Raw genomic sequence first — 23,451 nt, forward strand, 5'->3', positions numbered from 1 at the left:
ATGTTACGATTGACTGCCCCCATTTGCTTGCTTTGTTTACTGTTGCTGAGCTTTCTTTCCTGTGAGGAGGAAACGTTAGAACCGATGGCCGATAAGCTGGCCACGTACTATCCGTTGGAATTAAACCGCCCCATTTACTACCGCGTCGACAGCGTCGTGTTGCGGCGGGAAGTCGGCGGCGTACGCTACGACAGCAGTACCACGGAGGCCCGCGAGACCCTGGTAGAAACGTTTACGGGCGCCGATGGCCTGACCTACTACCGCGGTGAACGCTGGGAACGCAACAATGAATTTGCTCCCTACCGCTTCAAGCAGACGTTCACCGTGACGCGCGACGGATCGGCGATCGTCCGCTCCGAGGACAACCTGACCTTCACCAAACTGGTGAGTCCCATCCGCGAGGGAACGAGTTGGGACGGCAACGCCGCCTTCGATTCGCGCCGCTCGGTCTTTGTAGGAGGAGAGCTCCTGGATGTCTATGATGGCTGGAACTACCGCTACACCCGGGTAGATACCTCCGCTACTTTGCGTACCGGCGCCCAGTTGGACAGCCTCGTCATCGTTCGCCAGGCCGAGGTATTCGATAACCTGGTCAATTACCGGAACGCATATGAATGGTACGCCCCGGGCATAGGCCTCGTCGAACGCTTCTTGGACGCGCGCTATACCCAGTGCCTGAGTGAATGTGCCGATCAGAGCTGGGATGAAAAGTCGGAGAAAGGGTACATCATCCACCAGACCTTTACCGGACGGGACTGACGGCCAGCAGGCTCGGCGCCTGAAATGCCGTCGTCATGCTAAAAGCCCTCGCCGGCAGCGAACCGGAGCCAGCTTATCCCGGTAAGGTTTTGCGTGGAGCATCCCGAGACAACCCGATATCCAAGCTCGACGCTGCCTGCTACCAGCTCGAAAGCCAATTTGCCATACGCTGAGCCTCAGACGTATGGCAAATTGGCCATCAGTCTCGCGGGCAGGCCGTGCCCCGACAGAAGAGCCAGGGCGGATCAACACGTCCATTCAACCTTTGGCTCCCAAACTCCTTTTTATCTACCTTAGCCAGCGAATTTTCGCTAAACGATCATGATATGACCAAGCACACCCAACGAAGAATCCGCCGCGCCGCCGTACTTGGCTCCGGTGTAATGGGTTCCGGCATCGCCTGCCACTTTGCTAATATCGGACTGGACGTCCTGATGCTGGATATCCTCCCGCGCGATATGGATGAGACGGAAACCAACCCCCAGGTCCGGAATTCCGTAGCAATGAAGGCCCTGCAGACCGCCATCAAGTCGAAGCCCGCACCCCTCTACGATAAGGATTTTGCGAAGCGTATCACCGTTGGCAACTTCACCGATGATATGGACAAGCTGGGTGACTACGACTGGATCATCGAGGTCGTCGTCGAGCGCCTGGACATCAAGCAGAAAGTGCTGGGACAGGTTGATAAGGTTCGTCGGAAGGGTAGCCTGATCACCACCAATACGTCCGGTATACCCATCCGCATGATCCAGGAGGGAATGAGTGAGGACTTCCGGCAGCACTTCTGCGGGACTCACTTCTTCAATCCGGCCCGCTACCTGCGGTTGTTTGAGATCATTCCCGGTCCGGATACGAAGCAGGAAGTGCTGGATTTTTTCATGCATTACGGCGATCTCTACCTCGGTAAGACCACGGTAATGGCGAAGGATACTCCAGCCTTCATCGGCAACCGGATTGGCGTTTACAGCCTTTCCAAGAGCTACGCGCTGACCGACGAACTCGGTCTGCGGATCGAGACGGTAGACCAGCTGACCGGCCCCGCCCTAGGACGGCCCAAGACGGGCACCTTCCGTCTCGGCGACCTGGTAGGACACGACACCGGTGCCCACGTCATGACCGGGATCCGCGAGAACGCGCCCGACGACGAGGCCAGTGCCGTGATGGAGATACCACAGTATTACCAGTTCCTGCTCGACAATAAGTTTTTAGGTAATAAGTCCGGACAGGGTTTCTATAAGAAAACTACCGATGAGGAGGGAAACCGGGTCATTCTGGGCCTCAACCTCAAGACCCTTGAATACGAGGAGCCCCAACGGGAAGATATTCCCAGCCTGAAGACGGCCAAGCAGATCGATGACCTGCCGCGCCGGGTGAAGGCGATCTTCGGGGCTGACGATAAGGGCGGCCAGTTCGTGAATCGGATGCTGGGCGGGCTATTCGCCTACAGCGCTAACCGGATCCCCGAGGTGAGCGATAACATCTACAGCATTGACGACGCCATGCGCGCGGGTTACGCCTGGAAAATGGGCCCCTTCCAGTACTGGGATGCGGTCGGTCTCCAGGCCGGCATAGACGCCGCCGAAAATGACGGGGCGACGATCCCGCAATGGGTCAAGGACATGCAGTCCGCCGGCCACGATAGCTTCTACAAGCGGGAAGATGGCCAGCTGAAGTACTACGACGTGGAGACCAAAACCTACAAGGTCAAGCCCGGTACGGAAAACTTCATCATCCTCGATAACCTGCGCGAGCAGAAACCGGTCTATAAGAACAGCGAAATTACCGTCCACGACATCGGCGACGGGGTGGCCTGTCTGGAATTCACCAGTGCCCACAACAGCATTGGCGAGGGCGTCCTCCGGGGATACCAGGAGGCCATTACCCAACTGGAAGAAGAAGGCTGGCGCGGGCTGGTCATCGGCAACGGCGCCGATAACTTCAGCGTCGGTGCTAACCTGATGATGATTGCCCAGCTGGCTTACCAGCAGGAATTCGACGAGCTGAATATGGCGGTCAATCTCTTCCAGCAGAGCGTCATGCGGCTGCGCTACAGCGCTATCCCGGTGGTTGCCGCTACCCAGGGCTACGTCTTCGGTGGCGGTTGCGAGACCGTTATGCACTGCGACGGGGCCGCCGTAGCCGCTGAAAGCTACATCGGGCTCGTAGAGGCCGGCATCGGGGTGATCCCCGCCGGTGCGGGCACCAAGGAATTCGCCCTGCGGGCCAGCGACAGTTTCTTCGAGGGTGACGTGATGATCCCCACGCTGATCGATCGCTTCAAGACCATCGCCATGGCTTCCGTTTCGACCAGCGCCTACGAGGCCTACAACTACGGTTACCTCATCGAGGGCCGCGACAAAGTGGTCGTCAATAAGGACCGCAACATCGTAGAGGCCAAACGAATGGTCCTCGACATGGCCGATGACGGCTATACCATGCCCCGCCAGCGCGATGATATCACGGTGCTCGGCCGGGGCGGTCTTGCCGCTCTTTACGCCGCGGCCAACGAACTGCGTCGCGGGCACTTTGCCAGCGAGCACGACATCAAGATCGCCAAGAAGGTGGCCTGGGTACTGTGCGGCGGCGACCTGACCGGCACCCAACAGGTGAGCGAGCAATACCTACTCGACATCGAACGGGAAGCTTTCCTCAGCCTCTGTGGCGAACAGAAAACCCTGGAGCGTATCCAGCATATGCTGCAGACGAACAAACCGCTGCGGAACTAAGCCTTCGCCATCAGCCTGGTCCATCAATCTTAAAGAAAAATCATGAAAGACGCATATATAGTAACCGGCCTTCGCTCCGCGGTAGGAAAAGCAGGTCGGGGAGGATTTAAGAACTTCCGTTCCGACGACCTGGCGGTTCGGGTCATCAAGGAACTATTCAACCGGAACGAGGCGATCGACCCCAAGATCGTGGACGACGTACTCGTCGGCTGTGCCAACCCCGAAGGGGAGCAGGGCCTGCAGGTCGGCCGCCAGATCAGTCTGCGCGCCCTGGGCAAATCCGTCCCGGGCGTTACCGTCAACCGCTACTGCGCCAGCGGCCTGGAAACGATCGCCATGGCGGTTGCCAAGGTCAAGGCCGGAATGGGGGAGTGCTTCGTAGCCGGTGGCGCCGAGAGCATGAGCCACATCCCGATGACCGGTTATAAGCTCGCTCCCAGCTATGAGGTGGCGAAGGATACGCCCGATTACGTAGTCAGCATGGGCATCACCGCGGAGGCCGTCGCGAAGAAGTACGGCATCACCCGCGAGGAGGCCGATCGCTTCAGCGTACGCAGCCACGAACGTGCGGCCAGGGCCATCGATGAAGGACTCTTCGCCGACCAGATCGTACCGATCGAAGTCGAGGAGGTCTTCGTGAAGGACGGCAAGAAACAGACCAGCAGCCACACCGTCGACCAGGACGAAGGCGTCCGCCGGGGTACCAGCATGGAAGCCCTGGGCAAACTTCGCTCGGTCTTCCAGAAGGACGGCGTCGTAACCGCCGGCAACTCCAGCCAAACGAGCGACGGCGTAGCCTTCGTGATCGTAATGAGCGGGGAAATGGTCAGGCAACTCAACCTCGAGCCCGTTGCGCGGCTGGTCAGTTGCGCCGTGGGCGGAGTGGATCCGCTGTACATGGGCATCGGACCCTGCGTAGCCATCCCGAAGGCCCTGAAGCAGGCGGGTCTGAAGTTGGAAGACATTCAGTTGGTCGAGCTCAACGAAGCTTTCGCGACCCAGTCACTGGCCGTCATAAAGGAGGTCGGCCTCGACCCGGAGATCGTCAACGTGAACGGCGGCGCGATCGCGCTGGGGCACCCCCTGGGTTGTACGGGCGCGAAGCTGTCCATTCAGCTGCTGGACGAGATGAAGCGGCGCGAGCTGAAGTACGGCATGGTCACGGCCTGCGTAGGTGGCGGACAGGGAATCGCGGGTATCTACGAGCGGCTATAGTGTCGCGGGATACACTCCGCCAGGAGCTGATGGATATGGCAAACCGGCAGTTTCCGGAGGCCGCGCGCGCGGGCGGATACCCGATTGTCCATAACCATTGCTTCCTGCGGGTGGTCTACGATCATTTATTTGAAAAAAAATGGCAGAAAGCGCTGGATAGTAAAAAGCCTGCCATTCACCAGTTGGACGAAACGCAATTACGTCGGGCGCTCAGCCTCGGGCATCAAGTGATGGCGGACCGATCGACTTGCGAAATCATGAACAGACGGTCGCTCGAGTGGCGGGGGAAAGGGTAGGAAACCCCCTGCTTTGGCGGGTGTTCTTCGCTCCATGATTAGCTTTTTCTTCGCCACCCTCGGTTCGCTTTTTTCCGTCGTCAATCCCTTCGGCGCGGTACCCATGTACCTTACCCTGACCAACGACTACAACCGGATGGAAAGGGCGCAGTCTGCCCGCCGCACGGCAATGTATTTCATGATCATCCTGGTCGTTTTCTTTTTTGCCGGTTCGCTCATTCTGAATTTCTTCGGTATTTCGCTTAACGCACTGCGCATCGCCGGTGGCCTCATCATTGTCAATAGCGGTTACGGTCTGCTCAATAGCAAAGCCGAACGCCGGCGTATCTCCCACGAAATCGAGGAGGAAGCGCAGGCAAAGGAGGATATCAGCTTCACGCCCATGGCGATGCCGATGTTGTCGGGTCCGGGGAGTATTTCATTGCTGGTAGGGTTGTCGGCCGGCGAGCAGGGATACACGAAAAGCGCGCTGATCGTAGGCGTCGTGGCGGTCATGGCCCTACTGGTGTTCGTGACCCTGCACTACGCGCCGCTGCTGTTCCGCTTACTGGGTCGTGCCGGTCTGTCTGCCCTGAGCCGCATCATGGGCTTTTTGGTTATGGCCATCGGTATTCAGCTCCTGCTGTTCGGTCTGGTGAGCCTGGTGGGCGATATTTGGCCGCAGGTGGAAATGATGCGGAAATAGGCCGTGGACCGTTAAACAAGTGATTTACGGGGACCAGGATAGAACCGGATGCCCTTCAGGTAGTTTCCTTTATGCAAGTCTGCCCCCGATAGCCTATTCGAAAGAAGCGGATGATGGGACATTTGTCCACCGGCTTCCCATCGATTATGGCTGGCTCCGCTACCCCAAATGAAACTATTCAACACTTGAACAAAACAACCTTAATTCTGGGTGCGACGCCGAACCCGACCCGGTACGCCTACATCGCCGCCGAGCGATTGGTGCGCCACGGACACGAGATCGTTCCCGTAGGCATCAAGTCCGGTGAATTACAGGGCCGCGAGATCCTGAACGGCAAGCCGGACGTACCCGAGGTCGATACCGTTACCCTCTACGTCGGGCCGAAGCACCAGCCGGAATACTACGACTGGCTGTTGCGGGTAGCTCCCCGCCGCATCATCTTCAACCCCGGCACGGAAAACGGCGAACTCATGCGTCTGGCGCGGGAGAACGGGATCGAAACGGTGACGGGCTGCACCCTGGTCATGCTGGCGGGCGGTTCCTACTAGCGCCCGCATATAACGGCAGTGAACGCAGCCGACCGGGTACCGTTACATTCACATTCTACATTGAATAAAATTCACACTAACCGTTTGCTCGGCAATCGGGCGTGAACCCAGTTTATGACAAAAGAAAAAACCATTGCCACCCTACAGGAGCGTAAGCCCTACGGCAAGTTCGAGGATATAGAAGTATGGCCCGGCCGGCCGTACCCCCTCGGGGCTACCTGGTCGCCGGCGGGCGTGAATTTCGCCGTGTTCAGCGAACGCGCTACCCGCATGGACCTGTGTCTCTTCCGTCGGGAGAGTCCCAATAAGGAGGAATACCGCATTCAGATGATGGAGCAGACCGACCAGGTATGGCACTGCTTCATTCCCCGGCTGGAGACCGGCTGGCGCTACGGATTCCGCGCCTTCGGCGAATGGAACCCAAAATCGGGTAACCTCTTCAACCCCAATAAGTTACTCATCGATCCCTACACTAAGGCAATCGATGGCACAATCGACTGGCACCCCGCCGTTTTTCCGTACCCCATTAACAGCGAGGACCCCAAGCGGTACCTCACGATGGACGAGCAGGACAGCGCGCCTTACATTACGAAGGGGGTAGTCATTGACCCGTCGTACGATTGGGAAGACGACGTCCGCCTGGAAACGCCCATGCACGAGACGGTCATCTACGAAATGCACGTCAAGGGTTTGACCGAGCAGCATCCGGATATCCCCGAGGAACTGCGCGGCACCTACGCCGGCCTAGCCCACCCGGTAACCATCAAATACCTCAAGGATTTGGGCATCACCGCCGTCGAGCTCATGCCCGTCCACCACTTCGTCCAGGACAGCCACCTGCTCGACAAGGGCTTGCGGAATTACTGGGGCTACAACAGCCAGAGCTTTTTCGCCCCCCACGCCGACTACGCCGCCTCGGGTCGCGCCGGCGAGCAGGTGATCGAGTTTAAGGATATGGTCAAAACACTTCACAAGGCCGGACTGGAGTTGATTCTGGATGTCGTCTACAATCACACCGCCGAGGGAAACCACTTCGGTCCGATGCTGGGGATGAAAGGGCTGGACAACCAGGCCTACTACCGGCTGGTCGAAGACGATAAAGAGTACTATATGGACTATACCGGTACGGGAAATACCGTAAATATGGTCCACAACCGTTCGCTGCAGCTCGTCATGGACAGTCTGCGCTACTGGGTCACGGAGATGCACGTCGACGGATTCCGCTTCGACCTGGCCAGCGCACTCGCCCGGGGTCTGTACGAAGTGGGTAAGCTGAGTACCTTCCTCGATACAATCCACCAGGACCCCATCATCAGTCAGGTCAAGCTGATTGCCGAGCCGTGGGACGTCGGCCCCGGTGGTTACCAGGTAGGTGCCTTCCCGGTACTCTGGTCGGAGTGGAACGGTAAGTTTCGCGATGATGTCCGGGAATTCTGGAAAGGAGGTTCCGACGGCGTGGCCGATATGGCCTACCGCCTCACGGGTAGTAGCGACCTCTACGAACTAAGCGGTCGCCGTCCGGCGGCAAGCATCAACTTCGTCACCGCCCACGACGGCTTTACGCTGCGTGATCTCTACAGCTACAACGAGAAGCACAACCTGGCCAACCAGGAGGATAACCGCGACGGGGAAACCCACAACGACAGCTGGAACTGCGGCGTCGAGGGGGTCACCGACGATCCGGAGATCAACCAACTTCGCCTGCGCATGCAGCGCAACCAACTGGCAACGCTCCTCTTCAGCCAGGGTGTGCCCATGATCTGCATGGGCGACGAATACGGACGCACTCAGCTCGGGAATAATAACGCCTACTGCCAGGACAACCCCATCAGCTGGTTCGACTGGGAGTGGAACGAAGAACGGAAGGGGCTGTACGAGTTTACCCGTTACCTGATTACCCTGCGTCGCGAAAATCCCGTCTTCCACCGGCGTCGCTTCTTTAGCGGGCTGAAGATCCACGATTCCCACATCGGTGACATTCTTTGGCTCAATCCTTCGGGCCACGAGATGACCGACGACAACTGGAACGACGGCAACCAACTCTGTATCGGCATGATCCTCAACGGGGAGGGAATGGATGAGTACGACGAGCAAGGTAAACGGATCAAGGACGACATCTTCCTGGTCATTCTCAATGCCTACTGGGAAGGCGTGGAATTCACCCTGCCCGGTGTAAAAGAATTTACGCGCTGGGAACTACTGGTGGATACCCACACCAGTGAGATACCGAAGCCCGGAGACTACGTCGCCGACGAGCCCTTCCTGCTCGGGCCCCGCAGTCTCTACACCTTCCGCCTCAAGCTGCGTCAGGCCAACCGCGATGCCACCGGCCAGCGCAAGGTGACCATTGTCGAGCAGGTGCGTAAATTGCTGCAGATGATCCAGGAATAAGCTGGACGGCAAACTCACCCGCTATGCAATTACTGACGCACCGTCAGATCGATGCCAAGGTCACCCGCCTGGCTATGGAGATACTTGAGCACAATACCGCCGAGACGGAACTGTACATTCTCGGTGTCAATAACCGGGGCATGGAACTGGCCGGCCGCCTCTCCCGGGGGCTACGGACGCTATCCGACGCCCCCCTGCATCTGTGGAATCTCCAGATCGATCCCCGTCATCCCCTGGAGAAGGGGCCGAAGCTGGATCACGATGTCCGGGAGCTGGAGGGTAAACCGGTACTGGTCGTTGACGACGTAGCCAATACCGGACGCACCCTGTTCTATGCCCTCGGCGCACTGCATACCGTGCTGCCGAGTAAGATCGAAGTGGCCGTACTGGTCGACCGCCGCCATAAGGAATATCCGATCTACGTAACCTACAGCGGTCTGGTCCTGTCGACTACCCTCGGGGATAATATTCTCGTGGAGTTCGGAGAAGAAGATGCCGCTCTGCTGGAATAGCCTTACTGTCAGTTACAATCGAAATCCCACCGTGAGGTAATACGTGCGCGGTGCGCTGGGGATGATGCCCGGCCCGGGGTAACCCGTTGCCCGCCGGGTAAAATAGACCTCGTCGAAGAGATTATTGATCCCACTTTCCAGGGTGAGCCCCTTCCAGCCATAGCTCAGGCTCAGGTCGGCTACCCCGTAAGCGGGAATGCTGCCCACGATGCCGCTTTGATTGTCCCGCCGGTCCTGCGGTGCGTTGCTGGCGTCGGTGAATTGCTCGCTGAGATAGCTGTACTGCAGTGACCCGAGCAGGTTGCCATAGCCGAAGCGCAGGCCGGTCTTCAGGTTTAGGCGGGGAATGAATTCCACGGCCTTGCCCTCCACCCCCGGAATGTCGGAGGCCGTATAGCGCGAATCGGTGAGGTTGGTATTGGCGAAGAGCGTCAACGCGGAGGCTGGTCCCTTGCCGTTTTCTTCCCGTTCGAATGCTTTCCATTCCACGAGGGTTTCCAAGCCGTAGAGGTAGGCCTCCCCGATATTGCTGCGCAGGCGGATGATGCGGCCCGTTTCCACTTCCGCTCCGTCGGCATTCGTTCGCAGTTCGGCCGTGAGTACCTCGCCCAGCCGGTTGCCGTAGCGGATGGCAAAAACGTTGGCGTTGTACACCCACCGACCCGCGCGTCCCCGCAGACCGGCATCGGCGGTGAAGCCCCGTTCGTCGCGAATGTCGGGGTCCACCTGGAAGCTCGGATTGACCGTCCGGATATCGTTGAAGGTGACCGAGCGGTAGTTTTCGCTGGCGTTGGCGAAAAGTTCTAGCGCGTCGCTGCGGCGGTAACTCAGTCCCAGTCCAAGCAACAGCAAGTTGCGCTCGAAGACCCGGTCGTCGGTGAATTCCTGGTCGCGAATGGGATTGCCCGCCAGGTCGTAATCGAAGCGGCGGTAGCTGCCCTCACTGGCGGTGCGGATGTATTCGAACCGCGCCCCGGGCGTGAGGCTCAGGCGATCGGACAGGTAGAATATGTGCTCCCCGAAAAGGGCTACGTTGAGGTTCGGAAAGGTGAAGCTCGACTGGCTGGGGTAGCTCGGGAAGCGATCGGTAGCCAGGGTGAAGTCGGGGTCGGCCCCGGCGCTTCCCGGTCCCTGCAGCGCGGTATTGTCGGCCCGGTACACCTTCGCTCCCAGGAGGGCGATGGCGGTCTGCTTCCCGAGGGAGTAGCGACGCAGCAAGCGGGCCTCCGCCCCGTAATTACGGTAGTTGCCTACGAGCAGGTCCCGGGCCTGTTCGGGGTCGTCAGTCTGGCTGACCCGGTTGGTGCGGAAGCCCACGGCGCGGCGGCTGGCGTCGAGCCCGAAGACATTCAAGCTAAAGTTCAGGCGATCGCTGAAGCGGTGATCCAGGCGGAGGCTGTACAACTGCCAGTCGACGGCAAACCAGTTTCTTTCCCGGATGCTGGCGTAGGGATCTCGGTAGAAGGCGGCGTCCGTCAGTCCCCCGGCCTGCTGCGCCAGGTAGTCCAGATAAGTGTACTCGAAGCTGATCTTCGTAGCGGAAGGATCGCCGCTGCGATTGCGGGGCACGTAGTCGAGGTGGACGAAAGCATTATCCGAGCTGAATCCGGAGTTGGGTCGGAATCCGTCGCCCCGTTTGCGGTTGTAAAACGCGTAGTATCCTAACGGGCCGAGCTGGCCGCTCAACCTATTAAAGGAGGTGAACAGCCGGTTGCTTCCGATCGTCTGGCGAGTCAGCAGGCTGAAACCTTTGGTCCGGTCCGGCTCATGAAAGACGAAGTTGACCAGCCCCCCGAATTGGGTGCCGTACTGCAGGCTTGCCGCGCCCCGGACGACCTCGATCCGGGCCAGGGCTTCCGCCGGTGGCGTGTAGTAGCTCTCCGGGTAGCCGAGTACGTCGGCGCTGATGTCGTAGCCGTTCTGCCGGGTATTGAAGCTGGCCGACCGGTTGGGGTCCAGCCCCCGCCCGCCAATGTTGAGCTGCAGACCGGCATCGTCGTTTTCGTAAATGTTGAGCCCCGATACCTCCGCGTATATCTGCCGGGCCTGGTTCGTGGCGAGATTGACCGTCAGGGCATCCAGGCTCACGACCTCCGTTTTCCGGCCGGCGTAGATAGCCGTCCCTTCCACGGCCCGCAGGCGTGTCAGGGCTTCCCGTTCCTCGATCTCACCGACTACCGTTACGGAGCTAAGGGTCTGGCTCAGCGGCAGGAGCGCGACGCGGCGCAAGGTGTCCGCCGGCCCTACGGTAAACTGTTGGGTCGCGTACCCCACCCGAAAGGCCGTTACCAGGCTGTTTTGGGCGGCGGGGCGCAGGATAAAAGCGGATCCGGTAAGGTCGGTAGTAACTACCCGTCCGGATTCTTCCACGAACAGCTCCACCCCCGGAAGGGCGCTGCCGGCGGAGTCGGTAACGATGATTGCCAGCTCTTCCTGGCCAACTACGGTGGCGGTAAATAGAAACAACAGCAGGACCAGCACGCGGTACCTAAAATCCATAGATATCTTCTTCAAAGGGTAGCAGCCACGTCCGGGGGGGATCGTCTGGGGAAATGGTAGTCAGGTCCACGGTGGGGTCCACGTAGGCCCGGCTCATGCGACCGTTCAGGGCAACGTAGCTCTCCACGTAGACGGCCGGCTCGGTAAAGCCCTGCGCGCGGTAATGGTCGGCCAGAAAATGACCGAACTCCAGCAGGAAATCCGGCTGGGTACTCATTTGTTTCTCCTGGAAGGTGGACAGGAATTCCCGGTTATTCACCGTTATGCGTTGGTCTCCGGCCCGATCCTCCACCCGGAAGGTGGCCATGCCGGCCTTCTCGATCAGCATGACGCGCCAGGAAAAGCGGAAGCCATTCTCCGTCCAGAACAGTTCGTCCTGCTGCAGCAGGTGGCGGAAGGGGAACAGCAAGTGGTAGGCGAGTACCGCGACGATAGCCGCCTGGGCCAGCGCCGGTGCCCGGTACGGGCCAGTCCTGCGGGTTTTGGTCCGGGTACCGAAGCGCGGAAGCACGGCTCGCAGGCTGGCAACGATACTCCGGTGCGCATCGTCGTCGAAGAAGATCAGGGCACTGACGATCATGATCCACGGAAACATGCCGATCGGAAAAAGCACCCAGGTCATCACGTGAAAGACCACTACCAGGACGAAAGCAACCGGCCGACTACGTCGCCACCACAGCAGGAAGGGGATGGCCAGGTCGTAGATCGCTCCGGCCCAGGCAAAAGCGAAGTGGACCCAGCGCTCGCGGAAAAGCGGGCCCACCAGGGGGAAATGGTCCCGCCCCGGCAACCAGGTAGCGAGGGGTTGGGCGTGGAGCAGCCAGTCGGAATTGAGTTTGGCCAGGCCGGCGTAGAAATACACCACCCCCACGAAAATCCGAAGTGCATTCCGGTAGAAGGTATTAGCGCTTTTCCTGCGCTCCGCCGCCCCTAAACCCGCCGGAATGGGGATGAAAACTAGTAGAAAGGCCAGCAGGCTGACGAAGTAGTAGTGGTTGAGGTAGGTGGTCTTGTCCATCAGCTCGATGTAGGTGAAGCTGAGGAAAAAGACCAAGATTGCGATCCGGTAGCGGTAGCCGATCATCACGCAGAAGGCCGAAAGCCCGGCCACGGCAAAGAGGGCGTAGGTCCACTCGCCGAGCGGCTTGACCCACTCGAAGTAGCGGTAGGAGAAAAAGAAGTCGGGGAAGATGTAAAGCTTGTAGATCCAACCGTACGCCCAGAAGCGGATGATGCTCAGCAGCATCATCAGGCCGAAGCCGATCCGAAATACGATAAGCGGTGCCGCGCTAGTCTCCGTCCGCATCCACGTAATCTACGCTGATGTTGAGGGCCTGTAGCATATCGACCTTCAGGAGAATGACATTGCGCTGCAGTGCGTCGTAGAGCTGGAGCATCTCCGTGTTGTCGTCCTCCACCTGCGTGGCGAAGTCGGCATCCAGCCCGGAGGCGGCGGCACGCGCGTCGGCGAAGCCGGCCTTGATGCGTGCACTGAGCGGTTGACCGTCGCGCTCGACGCCAAGGACATCGAGGTATTCTGCCAGGCCAGGGGAAGTCGTGAAGAAGTCTTCGGAGGCAGCGAGGGCTTCCAGGAACAGCGACTTGCTGAGCTCTCCGTGGTAGGGCGCCTCGGCAAGCATCGGCATGGGATCGCTGGAAAACACCCCCGCCGGAATGCCGACCTTGCCGGCGCGGAGATACTTTTCGTAGTAGAAGATGAAGTGGTTCACCGTCCGGTCGACGGAAGCGTTGGCGCTGCTGCCGGAGTTTTCGACGTAGCTGTCGCGGGAATTACCCTCCCAGCTGAGCAGGAAGGGCGTGACGGGATCCTGAATCCGTTTGACGAGTTCGGCGATCCGATCCTTGTGCGTTTCCGGATCGGGCGTGCCGTAGAGCAGGAAGTCGAGGGCGGGAAAGCCCTGCACGTCAAAATTCGAGGGCAGTTCCAGGTTGGCGTCCGATTCCGTCAGCAGGCGTGCGGTATCGGTGGGGTAGGTATTGGTCCGCTCGCGCAGCTGCGAATCCTCCGCCCCCCGGAAGGCGAAGAGGTCGACGCGCTGCCAGGCGAGGTAGGCGCGTTCAAAGCGGACCCTCACACTGTCCAGGTGTTCGTCGTTCGGATTAGCCTGGTACACCGTCGTAGCCATATCCAGGTCCGCCAGGGCTACGTCGTATCGGCGGACGGCGGGTCCGATCACGTTATCCGCCCAGTGGGCAAGCATGGCTTCCCGATCGAAGTTGTCCGTTAGGTCCGGGTCGTCGTCGCCGGCCTGGGGATCACAGGCCAGGAAGGTGAGCGAAAAGGCGAAAAGGATAAGGTGTAAGGGTTTCATGGATAGTCTATTCGGCGGCCTCGGCCAGGGTCAACCCAAAGGCATCGGAAATAAGGGAGGCCTGGCTGCGGATCGTAGCGGGGCTGACCGTCCAGAGTCCGTTCTCATTATCGGCTACCAGGGCGTGCTGGGCCTCGATGACGGCTGCCCGGTCCATATACGGAGCGTCGCTGGCGGGGTCATGGGTGAACTGGAGGCTGTATACAAATCCATAGGCCTCGCTTAGGGCGTGAAAGCCCGCGGTGGCGGTGCCGGTCTCGATCGCGTCCGCGCCGCGCATCAGGTAAAAGATGCCGCGTACGGCAATGACGCGGCTGACCAGTTCGCGGATGATGTCGGCCTGCGCGTCCCGCTCGGCGTAGTCGCCGGCGACGATAGCGGCGCGTCCGCGGACGAAAGCGTCGAAGATATCTTCAGCGATGCCGGTGTAATCCGGGTCGGCGTCGACCCGCTGGACGTACTCGTTCAGGAAGCTGTCGTCGTCTCCGAGGGTGGGCAGCGGATCGGCGGGGTCAACGGCGGCCCCGAAAACGTAGCCGTAGGCTTCGTCCCACTTGTGCTCCATGGTCGTGTAAGGCTGGCCGTCTTCGGTCAGGCCACCGTCGTTATTGGCGCGGTTGTCCGCTTCATCGAGCACGGCCGGACTGAGGTAGTTGTTCAGGGCCTGGTCGACCATGAGCGCACCGATCAGCGACTTGGCGAACACCTGGTTGTATTCCAGGCCGTTGGCGTTGACGTAGCGGGCGCGGCTCCCGTCGGCGATTTGGCCGGCTTGCCCCGCCGTGGCCAGCTCGTCCCAACGGGGGAACACCTCGGCGGCTTGGGCTTCCAACCATAGGTCGAAATCGGCTTTGATGAGGGCGGAAGTGGTCGCATCGGCAAAGAAATAGTCGCGGCTGGCGGCGACTTTGCTCCGAATGGATTGGGTGGCGGCGTTCAACTCGGCACTGGCGTAGGGTTCGACGTCTTCGCCGTTGGGCCCTTCGTTGCGAAACATGGCCTGCAGCTCGGCTTCGGTGTTAGATGGGACCATCATACCGTCGATGAGCTCCTCCGCCATCGCGATCCGGGTCTGCTGCCCCTCGAAGTTGACGGTAGACGTCCCCTGCCGCTCGAAGGTATAGGTCTCCGGAACCTGAAGGGTGGGCGACATGGGCTCGTCATCATCGCAAGCAAAGAACAGGACTAACAGGAGGCTGGGGAGAAACTTCAGGCGGGTCATCGAACGGCTTGGTTATCTTTAATGAGTCTTAATAAGCGCAAATGTAGGCATCGCGGTCCGGCCAGACCAAGTCAAAAGCCCTTTATCTTTAATTCGTCTAATTAAAATGTCCCCCACCGTAAAAAAGGCGGCATTCGGGTAATTCTGCAACCCTCCAAGTGTGGCGGCGGTGCTTATCTTCCCGCACCCCAAACAGCATACCTTATACTATGGCCACCCACAAAAGAAAACGCTTTAAGAAAATCCTCGTCGCTAACCGTGGTGAGATCGCCATTCGCATCCTCCGCGCCGCCAGCGAATTGCAGATGCGCACGGTGGCCATCTACACTTACGAAGACCGCTACAGCCTGCACCGGTATAAGGCCGACGAGAGCTACCAGATCGGTCCGGACGACGAGCCGCTGCGTCCCTATATTGATATCAAGGCCATTATTCAGTTGGCCAAGCAGAAGGGCGTCGATGCCATCCACCCCGGATATGGATTCCTGTCCGAGAACGTCGATTTCGCCCGGGCCTGTCTCGAAGCCGGTATCGAGTTCGTAGGTCCCTCGCCCGACAGCATGGACCAACTCGGCGATAAGGTAGCCGCCAAGGAGCTTGCCCGTCGGGTCGGCGTACCCCTGATCCAGGACAGCGATAAGGATATCTCCGACCCGGAGCTCGCCGCCTCGGAGGCCGAGCGCATCGGCTACCCCGTCATCATTAAGGCCGCGGCCGGGGGTGGCGGACGCGGGATGCGCGTGGTCCGGGACGAAAAGCAGCTCCGCACCGAAGTCGTCGACGCGAGCAGCGAAGCGGAAAAGGCCTTCGGTAACGGTACGATCTTCCTGGAGAAGTTCATCGAGAACCCTCGCCACATCGAGGTACAGCTGCTGGGCGACCGCCACGGCAACCTCGTCCACCTCTTCGAGCGCGACTGTTCCGTGCAGCGCCGCTTTCAGAAGGTGGTGGAAGTCGCTCCGGCGGCGAACCTGTCGCAGGAAACCAAAGACAAGCTCTACGCCTACGCCCTGAAGCTGGGCGAGGCCGTCGGCTACTATTGTGCCGGTACCGTAGAGTTTTTGGTCGACCAGGACGAGTCCATCTACTTCATCGAGGTGAACCCGCGCATCCAGGTCGAGCACACTATCACGGAGGAGATCACCGGTATCGACCTGGTTCGGACGCAGTTCCTCGTCACCATGGGCTACCGGCTGGACCACCCGACGATCTTTATCCAAAGCCAGGAGGATATCCAGGCGAACGGATTCGCGGTGCAGTGCCGCGTCACGACGGAGGACCCCGCCAATAATTTCAAGCCCGATTACGGTACCCTGATCGCTTACCGCTCGGCCAGTGGCATGGGCATCCGGCTAGATGCCGGTTCCGCCTTCCCCGGAGCGGTTATCTCGCCTTACTTCGATAGCCTGTTGGTGAAGGTGACCAGCTCCGGACGTACCCTGAAGGGGGCCGCGGAACGCCTGCACCGGGCATTGCGGGAATTCCGGGTGCGGGGGGTAAAGACGAATATCGGCTTCCTCCTCAATCTGCTTGAGGATAAGGACTTTCAGGAGGGTAAGGCAACGGTTCGCTTCATACCGGATCACCCGGAGCTCATGGAGCTGCCCAATTTCCGCGACCGCGGTACCCGCCTGCTCCGCTACCTGGCCGACGTTATCGTCAACGATAATCCCGACGTGGGTAAAAAGAAAGAGGTTGGCCGGGACTTTCTCCGCCCCGTTGTTCCCGCCTTCGACCCCTATGCGGAGATGCCGAAGGGGAGTCGCGACCGGCTGAAGGAACTCGGCCGCGATGGGTTTGTCGAGTGGCTGCGCAACGAGAAAAAGATCCAGTACACGGATACCACCTTCCGCGACGCCCACCAGAGTCTGCTCGCCACCCGCATGCGGATGATCGATATGCTCAACGTGAGCCGGAGCTACGCCATGAACCAGCCGGGCGACCTCTTCAGTATGGAAGTCTGGGGAGGGGCCACCTTCGACGTAGCGCTGCGCTTCCTGATGGAAGACCCGTGGCGGCGACTTCGTAAGCTGCGTACGGCCATTCCCAATACGATCTTCCAAATGCTGCTGCGGGGCAGCAACGGGGTGGGGTATAAGGCTTACCCCGATAACCTGATTGTCCGGTTCATCGAGGAGGCCGCCCGGGGTTCCATGCTCTACGACGCCCACGGAAAGGAAAAGGGCTTTGCGGGGGGCATCGACCTCTTCCGCATTTTCGATTCGCTCAACTGGGTGAAGAATATGGAGGTGTCGATTAAGACCGTGCGGGAGAATACCGACAGTCTGGCCGAAGCCTGTATCTGCTACTCCGGCGACCTGACTAATCCCGGCAACACCAAGTTCAACCTCCAGTACTACATCGACCTGGCCAAAAGGCTCGAAAGCGCCGGTGCCCACATCCTGGCCATCAAGGATATGGCCGGCCTGCTGAAGCCACTGGCGGCCCGGGAGCTGATTACCGCCCTTCGCGAAGAGATCTCCCTGCCTATTCACCTGCACACCCACGATACCAGCGGCATTCAGAGCGCGACCTACCTGGAAGCAGTGAACGCGGATGTAGATGTTATCGACGTGGCCATCAATAGTTTGTCCGGTCTGACCTCACAGCCGGGTTACAATAGCATTGTCGCCATGATGGAGGGGCACCCGCGGGAAAACCCCGTCGATCTGCCCCTGCTCAATCAGTACGCCGACTACTTCGAGCTGGTCCGGAATTACTACTATCCCTTCGAGACTGAATTGCGCGCCGGAACCGCCACGATCTACGATACCGAGATCCCCGGTGGTCAGTACTCCAACCTGCGGCCGCAGGCGAGAGGGCTCGGACTGGAAGAGGAGTTCGATACCATCCGCAAGAACTACGCCGCCGCCAACCGACTGTTCGGCAACCTGGTCAAGGTGACACCGTCCTCCAAGGTCGTCGGCGACATGGCCATGTTCATGACCAGCAACAACCTCACCGAGGAGGATGTCCGGGAACGCGGTCACAAGCTCGACTTCCCAGACAGCGTAAAGAGCCTGATGCGCGGCGATCTCGGTCAGATCGAGGGTGGCTTCGATAAGGAGATCCAGAAAATGGTCCTGAAGGGCGAGGAACCCTACACCGACCGCCCCAATGCCCACCTCGAACCGGTCGACTTCGATGCCGTGGCCGAGGAGTACCGGACGACTTTCGAGGAAGAACCCACGATCAAGGATCTACTCAGCCAGCAACTCTACCCGAAGGTCTTTGCCGACTTTAAGGAGTTCCAGCAGGAATACGGGCAGGTGGCTAACCTGCCGACCACCGCTTTCTTCTACGGGCTCAAGCCGAACGAGGAAATCCTCGTACGCCTGAGCGCCGGGAAGCGGATCGCGGTCAAGTACCTCAATATGACCAACGCCGACGAGCTTGGCAACCGCCTGGTCTTCTTCAGCCTGAACGGTCAGACGCGCAGCATCACGGTGCGTGACCGCTCGCTGGAAAGCAAGGTGGCCGCCCACGTCAAAGCCGGGGGAACCAACGAGGTGGGAAGCCCGCTGCAGGGAAACCTCAGCCGCATCCTTGTCAAGGTTGGCGACGAGGTAAAGGCCGGCGACCCGCTCTTCGTGATCGAGGCCATGAAGATGGAATCGACGATCACTAGTCCGGTGGACGGCGAAGTGACCCTCATTCCGCTGAAGGAGAAGACACTGGTGGAGGCCAATGACCTGATCGTACGGGTAGGTTGATGATCGTCGGTACGGTGCCCGAGGGTTGATTCCCCGCCGGGGGCTTATCCGGGAGCACTAAACTAAATAGTTGATCGGCCGTCTCTGTACTAGATGTTTGGCACAATGATCAAGACCGCCGCCCTTCTGCTGCTCTCCGTGGCAGCGGCTGCCTGCATGGAAAGCGGTGATCCTCCCGATTCCAAACCGTTCCGCTTTCGGTGGAACGAGGCGGCGGAAGTGCCGCCCGAGAGCGACCGGTCCTTTCTGCCCTACGACCACGTAGGTTTGATCGTGCCGGACATGGCCGTGGCCCGGATCGAAAACCTCTACGGGAGCGATGCCCTGGAAAGCCGTGACCGCCTCGACGGGGACGAGGCCGTCCCGGGCTATGTACTCTTTCCCGGCACCTACGATGAATTAGCGATACAGCTGGGGGAAGACAAGCAACCCAATAGCGTCAGCTTCCGCCATCCACGCACCCGCTGGCACCACGCCGCGACTGGGTTGTCGGTCGGGACCGAACTCCACGAACTCAGGGAAATGAACGGCGAGCCGTTCTCCTTTACCGGTTTCGGTTGGGATCGAGGTGGCACGATCACCGATTGGAACGGCGGTGTGCTGAAAGATATTCAGGTACGTCTGACCTACGCCCCCGAGCGCATCGTGGGCGGTGGTCTGCCGGACACGCTCCTGGGCGAACGGCTATTGTCCAGCGACAGCAGCTCCGTTCAGGGGCTGGGCCTCACCGTCCGGGAGATTACCGTACCGCTGCGAAACCCGGCGGACAGTTCCGCTACGGAATAGAAAAGGGGTCGCCGCCGGCCGGCGACGACCCCTTCGGTCTTAATCGAGGAACGGGAGACGATTACGACAGTACCGTCTTCACCTCATTAGCCGCATCCTCCAGCGAAATCGCCGAACGCACGTTCAGCCCGGAGTTGTCGATCAATTCCTTGGCGATGTCGGCGTTGGTGCCCTGAAGGCGGACGATGATCGGCACGTTGATGTCGCCGATGTTCTTGTAGGCGTCTACTACTCCCTGGGCGACGCGGTCACAGCGCACGATACCCCCGAAGATGTTGATCAGGATAGCCTGTACGCGGTCGTCGCGCAGGATAATGCGGAAAGCCTGCTCTACGCGGGCGGCGTCGGCCGTACCCCCTACGTCGAGGAAGTTAGCGGGCTCACCGCCGGAAAGCTTGATGATGTCCATGGTAGCCATGGCCAGTCCGGCACCGTTAACCATACAGCCTACGTTACCGTCCAGGTTGACGAAATTGAGGCCGTAGCTCTTGGCTTCGACTTCGGTGGCGTCCTCCTCGGTCTCGTCGCGCATCTCGGCGATGTCCTTGTGCCGGTAGAGGGCATTGTCGTCGACGGCGAATTTGCAGTCCACGGCTACGATCCGGTCGTCGCCGGTGTGCAGACAGGGGTTGATCTCGATCAGGCTGGCGTCGGCGCTCACGTAGGCCTGGTACAGCTTGCTGATGAACTTGGTCATGTTCTTGAAGGCCAGGCCTTCCAGTCCGAGGTTAAAGGCCACTTCGCGGGCGCTGAATCCCTGCATGCCCAGTTCCGGGTCGATGTAGGTCTTATGTACCAGTTCGGGGGTTTCCTCGGCGACCTGCTCGATGTCCATACCACCCTGCGTGGAGTGAATGATCACGTTTTGCTTGCGCTCGCGGTCCATCAGGATGGACACGTAGTATTCCTTGTTGGCGTCGAAGTCGGGGGCGTAAGCGTCTTCGGCTACGAGGATCTTATTCACCTTCTTTCCTTCGCCTTCCATACCGCCGGGGGTCTGCGGCGTCTTGAGCTGCATGCCCAGGATATTGCTGATGTGCTCCTTGGCTTCGTCGCGATTCTTGGCCAGCTTGACGCCGCCGCCCTTACCGCGTCCACCGGCGTGGATCTGGGCTTTGACTACGGCGAATGGGCTGCCGGTTTCCTTGGCGAGCTGGTCGTATTTGGTCATGGCCTCGTCCACCGTGTCGGCCGCGTAGCCGTTCTGGATGGGTACGCCGTGCTTGCTGAGGATGGACTTGCCCTGATATTCGTGGAGGTTCATTTTGCTATATTTTGCTGGGTCGTGAAGGTAGGAAAAAGTTGCTGGAGGGCGGGGACATTGGGCGGCGGAGCGCAGGAAGAAAGCTGCCCCGGACAATTAGTCCTCGCCAGGACGAGTATCAATCACGTAATTATTGAGACGCCGTACCCCATTGGTGTCCAAAAGCACCGGAGTATCCCACCTCCGCAGCAATAATTCATCGACGTAATAGGGGAAAGCATACTCCCCGATGACGCGAAGCCAGGTCGTACCCGGCGGTGCCCGGAAGGTGAAGTCGGCCCGCAACCAGCCATTTTGGGTATTCGGGCTGTCGTTGATCCAACGGCGCTGCTCGCTGATCCACTCGTCCTCGTCGTTCATAAAGTTGACGTAGAAGATCGGTCCGCCGAAGTAGCGTCGGTCGACGTAATTCCATAAACTCAGCTCGAGCGTGTCCGAACGCAGGGTCGTGTCCAAAGGAATTTCCGCCAGGATCTCCCACTGCGGGGTAGCCCTTTGACTGCCATTCCCGACGAAGGCAAAATCGTCCGACGTCTCCATCGGTACGTGAACGTAGGTTTCGGGCCTAGCCAATTCTCCCTCCAGCAGTGCGGCTTGTACGCTGTCCGTCCGTTGGCGGATGTCGTTCGGATAGAGGCTCCGCAGTTCGATATACTGGTTTTGGTAGAGTAGGGTCCCGTTCTGGCGTAAGCCTTCCTCGCCGGCGAGCAGTGGGTTATTGCGATCGGTAAGGAGCAGAATGGCACGGTCATCCGGAAGTTGATCCAGTAATTCCCGGTCCACCAGCGGGTCGGAGATCAGCTGCAGGCTGGCCAGGGTCTGTTGGACGGAAATGCGGGTGAGCTTACCATTGAGGAGCGGGATGCCCGTGACGAGGGATAGTTTATACCCGTCGTAGTTGCTCCGCCACTTACCGTTCCGGAATAGCTTGTCGGACCAGCCCTGCTCGCTGGGCAGTAAATACAGACTGGAGTAGGTTGCCGTATCCAGCGCGAGCGACTCGGCCAGGGTGCGGGAGCCGGCCAGGTCATGCGGACTGAAGGCATTGTGGTGGACGTGGTCGTACAGTCGGACGTAGGTGAACTGATTGGCTTCTACGGCCCAGACGCCGAGGGCGACTACGAGTAGCGCGGCACCCAGCGGGCGCTTTGGTATCCTACGCGCCAGACGATACAAGCCGTATGCGGTGACGATCGACAGCGTGTAATAAGCCGGCCAGGTGAACCGGGCGGGGGAGCGGAATTGCAGGACCAATTTGAGATTGTCGTAGGTCCAGTCCGGGAAGTAGCTGAAGGGCAGGCCGAAGGCGTAGATTAGCACGCCTGCCGCTCCCAGCACCAGAACAGCCAATCGACGGTCCAGCCGGGTAAACAGCCCGCCGCGCCGGAGCATCCAAAACAATAATGCCGGAAGGGCAACGGCGAAAAGGATCGGAATCAGGCCGAGGTAGGCGGCCTGTTCTCCACCGGGCGCGGATAACTTCGGGAACAGGTCACGCATGGGCCCGTACGTAAACAGCCCGGGCGAAGTCAGTAAGCCGCCCCAAGTAGTCACGTTCGTGAAGTACCCGTGGGGAATCATGACCCGGTCGTCTACGTGGTCCAGGTAGTTAATGACGGCGTAGATCACGACGGCGCTACCCAGGGTTACCAGGACCCATTGCCGAGTAGCGTTCCAGGAGTAGGCCTCGTGGCCGGTCAGGCGCACGATCGAAGCGGCAGCCGCAACGACCAGCATGAAGGCAGCCCCGATCGCAAAGAGGTAGGGATTGTTAAGACCTAGCAACACGATGACCAGGCCTACGCCCAGCGAGGCCGGCCAGTATCGCCGCCGGTTGCTGGCCACCAGCTGATAATAGATTATGAGGGGGATCAGAAAAGTATAGCCGAGCGAGTATTGCCCCCCGAGCTGGCGAGCGATCTGGGGGGACATCATCGCGATCAGGATACCGAAGAGTATTGCCGCCGCGACGGGTAGCCGCAGGTGACGCAGGATCAAAAAGAGGATCAATACCGATAGCACATTACTCCAGTGGATAAGGGAATTCGACACCCCGACGGCGTAACTCCCGATATCTGGTACCAGCGGCCGCAGGGCAGCCAGCGCCACCGTAACTACCGCCTGCGCGTCCGTCAGGAAGATGCTTTCTACGTAGGGGTAGTACTGGTTCGTAAGTTCAGTACCCTCGCCGTAGGTAGCATGGTACTGCATGTTGTAGTGGATCGTAAGGCCGTCACCACCGAAGGTGGGCGTCACGCTATTCGGTTCCCAGAGGTAGCGATCGTAGTAAAAGGTGAAGACGGCCGTCGCAATGGCCAGACAGAGAAGCAGATAAACGGCACGGCGGAGGCGAGCGAACATGTAGGGGCGGTGGGGGAAATAGGCGATAAAGGTAAGCTGCGCACGGGAGCAAGCATCAAGCGCGCAGATTCTTTATTTGGCAAAGGGCTTCAATGATAATACTATTTTAGTAACCTGAACCGACGAGTAATGGTGCATCTC

Annotated in this window: 16 protein-coding genes; 10 read left to right on the forward strand and 6 right to left on the reverse strand. The window is 59.5% G+C overall.

Annotation, left to right across the window (positions count from 1 at the left end; translation table 11 throughout):
• The 8 genes from DRW39_RS01260 (at position 1) to DRW39_RS01295 (ending at position 9,132) form a co-directional block, all read left to right on the forward strand.
• Positions 1 to 759 carry a hypothetical protein gene (locus DRW39_RS01260; RefSeq protein ID WP_157975850.1) on the forward strand — a complete coding sequence of 253 codons (759 nt, stop codon included), beginning with the start codon at positions 1 to 3 and terminating at the stop codon, positions 757 to 759.
• A gap of 326 nt (positions 760 to 1,085) precedes the next feature.
• Positions 1,086 to 3,485, forward strand: a complete 2,400-nt coding sequence (locus DRW39_RS01265) for a 3-hydroxyacyl-CoA dehydrogenase/enoyl-CoA hydratase family protein (RefSeq protein WP_116105176.1) — start codon at positions 1,086 to 1,088, stop codon at positions 3,483 to 3,485.
• 42 nt (positions 3,486 to 3,527) lie between these two features.
• Positions 3,528 to 4,700, forward strand: a complete 1,173-nt coding sequence (locus DRW39_RS01270) for a thiolase family protein (protein ID WP_116105177.1) — start codon at positions 3,528 to 3,530, stop codon at positions 4,698 to 4,700.
• Between the two features lie 29 nt (positions 4,701 to 4,729).
• Positions 4,730 to 4,996: a hypothetical protein gene (locus DRW39_RS01275; protein ID WP_157975851.1), complete on the forward strand. Its 267-nt coding sequence runs from the start codon at positions 4,730 to 4,732 to the stop codon at positions 4,994 to 4,996.
• Between the two features lie 34 nt (positions 4,997 to 5,030).
• Entirely contained in the window at positions 5,031 to 5,681 is a 651-nt protein-coding gene (locus DRW39_RS01280; protein ID WP_116105179.1) for a MarC family NAAT transporter, read from the forward strand.
• 185 nt (positions 5,682 to 5,866) lie between these two features.
• Complete coding sequence (locus DRW39_RS01285) at positions 5,867 to 6,229, forward strand: CoA-binding protein (protein ID WP_232830030.1); 363 nt, start codon at positions 5,867 to 5,869, stop codon at positions 6,227 to 6,229.
• A gap of 114 nt (positions 6,230 to 6,343) precedes the next feature.
• Positions 6,344 to 8,620: a glycogen debranching protein GlgX gene (glgX, locus tag DRW39_RS01290; protein ID WP_116105181.1), complete on the forward strand. Its 2,277-nt coding sequence runs from the start codon at positions 6,344 to 6,346 to the stop codon at positions 8,618 to 8,620.
• Between the two features lie 23 nt (positions 8,621 to 8,643).
• Positions 8,644 to 9,132 (forward strand): phosphoribosyltransferase family protein, encoded by a 489-nt coding sequence (locus DRW39_RS01295; RefSeq protein ID WP_116105182.1) that lies wholly within the window; start codon positions 8,644 to 8,646, stop codon positions 9,130 to 9,132.
• A 12-nt stretch (positions 9,133 to 9,144) separates the two neighbouring features.
• On the opposite strand, the gene DRW39_RS01300 is transcribed toward DRW39_RS01295, so the two are convergent.
• Genes DRW39_RS01300 through DRW39_RS01315 form a run of 4 tightly spaced genes read right to left on the reverse strand, consistent with a single transcriptional unit; the run spans position 9,145 to position 15,186 of the window.
• Positions 9,145 to 11,631 carry a TonB-dependent receptor domain-containing protein gene (locus DRW39_RS01300; RefSeq protein ID WP_116105183.1) on the reverse strand — a complete coding sequence of 829 codons (2,487 nt, stop codon included), beginning with the start codon at positions 11,629 to 11,631 and terminating at the stop codon, positions 9,145 to 9,147.
• Positions 11,621 to 12,937, reverse strand: a complete 1,317-nt coding sequence (locus DRW39_RS01305) for an HTTM domain-containing protein (RefSeq protein ID WP_116105184.1) — start codon at positions 12,935 to 12,937, stop codon at positions 11,621 to 11,623. The genes DRW39_RS01300 and DRW39_RS01305 overlap by 11 nt, the downstream gene beginning before the upstream one ends.
• Complete coding sequence (locus DRW39_RS01310; protein ID WP_116105185.1) at positions 12,921 to 13,964, reverse strand: imelysin family protein; 1,044 nt, start codon at positions 13,962 to 13,964, stop codon at positions 12,921 to 12,923. Before DRW39_RS01310 ends, DRW39_RS01305 begins: the two co-directional genes overlap by 17 nt.
• Positions 13,965 to 13,971: 7 nt before the next feature.
• Positions 13,972 to 15,186, reverse strand: a complete 1,215-nt coding sequence (locus tag DRW39_RS01315; protein WP_116105186.1) for a DUF4856 domain-containing protein — start codon at positions 15,184 to 15,186, stop codon at positions 13,972 to 13,974.
• Positions 15,187 to 15,395: 209 nt separating this feature from the next.
• Between DRW39_RS01315 and DRW39_RS01320 the strand changes: the two genes are divergently transcribed.
• The gene (locus DRW39_RS01320; RefSeq protein ID WP_116105187.1) at positions 15,396 to 18,899 is read left to right on the forward strand and encodes a pyruvate carboxylase; all 3,504 of its coding nucleotides are present in this window, start codon (positions 15,396 to 15,398) and stop codon (positions 18,897 to 18,899) included.
• Positions 18,900 to 19,004: 105 nt separating this feature from the next.
• Positions 19,005 to 19,685 (forward strand): hypothetical protein, encoded by a 681-nt coding sequence (locus DRW39_RS01325; protein ID WP_157975852.1) that lies wholly within the window; start codon positions 19,005 to 19,007, stop codon positions 19,683 to 19,685.
• A gap of 61 nt (positions 19,686 to 19,746) precedes the next feature.
• Here DRW39_RS01325 and sucC read toward each other — a convergent pair whose 3' ends face one another.
• Positions 19,747 to 20,949 (reverse strand): ADP-forming succinate--CoA ligase subunit beta, encoded by a 1,203-nt coding sequence (gene sucC / locus DRW39_RS01330; protein WP_116105189.1) that lies wholly within the window; start codon positions 20,947 to 20,949, stop codon positions 19,747 to 19,749.
• 96 nt (positions 20,950 to 21,045) lie between these two features.
• Positions 21,046 to 23,310: a hypothetical protein gene (locus DRW39_RS01335; RefSeq protein WP_116105190.1), complete on the reverse strand. Its 2,265-nt coding sequence runs from the start codon at positions 23,308 to 23,310 to the stop codon at positions 21,046 to 21,048.
• Positions 23,311 to 23,451 lie beyond the last annotated feature (141 nt).

It is taken from the genome of Lewinella sp. IMCC34191 (genome assembly GCF_003390935.1).
Classification (GTDB): domain Bacteria; phylum Bacteroidota; class Bacteroidia; order Chitinophagales; family Saprospiraceae; genus Neolewinella.

What these genes read in the sequence shown, in the direction of transcription:
- DRW39_RS01260 (WP_157975850.1), top strand. Translation starts at nt 1, where the DNA reads ATGTTACGATTGACTGCCCCCATTTGCTTGCTTTGTTTACTGTTGCTG.
- DRW39_RS01265 (WP_116105176.1), top strand. Translation starts at nt 1,086, where the DNA reads ATGACCAAGCACACCCAACGAAGAATCCGCCGCGCCGCCGTACTTGGC.
- DRW39_RS01270 (WP_116105177.1), top strand. Translation starts at nt 3,528, where the DNA reads ATGAAAGACGCATATATAGTAACCGGCCTTCGCTCCGCGGTAGGAAAA.
- DRW39_RS01275 (WP_157975851.1), top strand. Translation starts at nt 4,730, where the DNA reads ATGGATATGGCAAACCGGCAGTTTCCGGAGGCCGCGCGCGCGGGCGGA.
- DRW39_RS01280 (WP_116105179.1), top strand. Translation starts at nt 5,031, where the DNA reads ATGATTAGCTTTTTCTTCGCCACCCTCGGTTCGCTTTTTTCCGTCGTC.
- glgX (WP_116105181.1), top strand. Translation starts at nt 6,344, where the DNA reads ATGACAAAAGAAAAAACCATTGCCACCCTACAGGAGCGTAAGCCCTAC.
- DRW39_RS01295 (WP_116105182.1), top strand. Translation starts at nt 8,644, where the DNA reads ATGCAATTACTGACGCACCGTCAGATCGATGCCAAGGTCACCCGCCTG.
- DRW39_RS01300 (WP_116105183.1), bottom strand. Translation starts at nt 11,631, where the DNA reads ATGGATTTTAGGTACCGCGTGCTGGTCCTGCTGTTGTTTCTATTTACC.
- DRW39_RS01305 (WP_116105184.1), bottom strand. Translation starts at nt 12,937, where the DNA reads ATGCGGACGGAGACTAGCGCGGCACCGCTTATCGTATTTCGGATCGGC.
- DRW39_RS01310 (WP_116105185.1), bottom strand. Translation starts at nt 13,964, where the DNA reads ATGAAACCCTTACACCTTATCCTTTTCGCCTTTTCGCTCACCTTCCTG.
- DRW39_RS01315 (WP_116105186.1), bottom strand. Translation starts at nt 15,186, where the DNA reads ATGACCCGCCTGAAGTTTCTCCCCAGCCTCCTGTTAGTCCTGTTCTTT.
- DRW39_RS01320 (WP_116105187.1), top strand. Translation starts at nt 15,396, where the DNA reads ATGGCCACCCACAAAAGAAAACGCTTTAAGAAAATCCTCGTCGCTAAC.
- DRW39_RS01325 (WP_157975852.1), top strand. Translation starts at nt 19,005, where the DNA reads ATGATCAAGACCGCCGCCCTTCTGCTGCTCTCCGTGGCAGCGGCTGCC.
- sucC (WP_116105189.1), bottom strand. Translation starts at nt 20,949, where the DNA reads ATGAACCTCCACGAATATCAGGGCAAGTCCATCCTCAGCAAGCACGGC.
- DRW39_RS01335 (WP_116105190.1), bottom strand. Translation starts at nt 23,310, where the DNA reads ATGTTCGCTCGCCTCCGCCGTGCCGTTTATCTGCTTCTCTGTCTGGCC.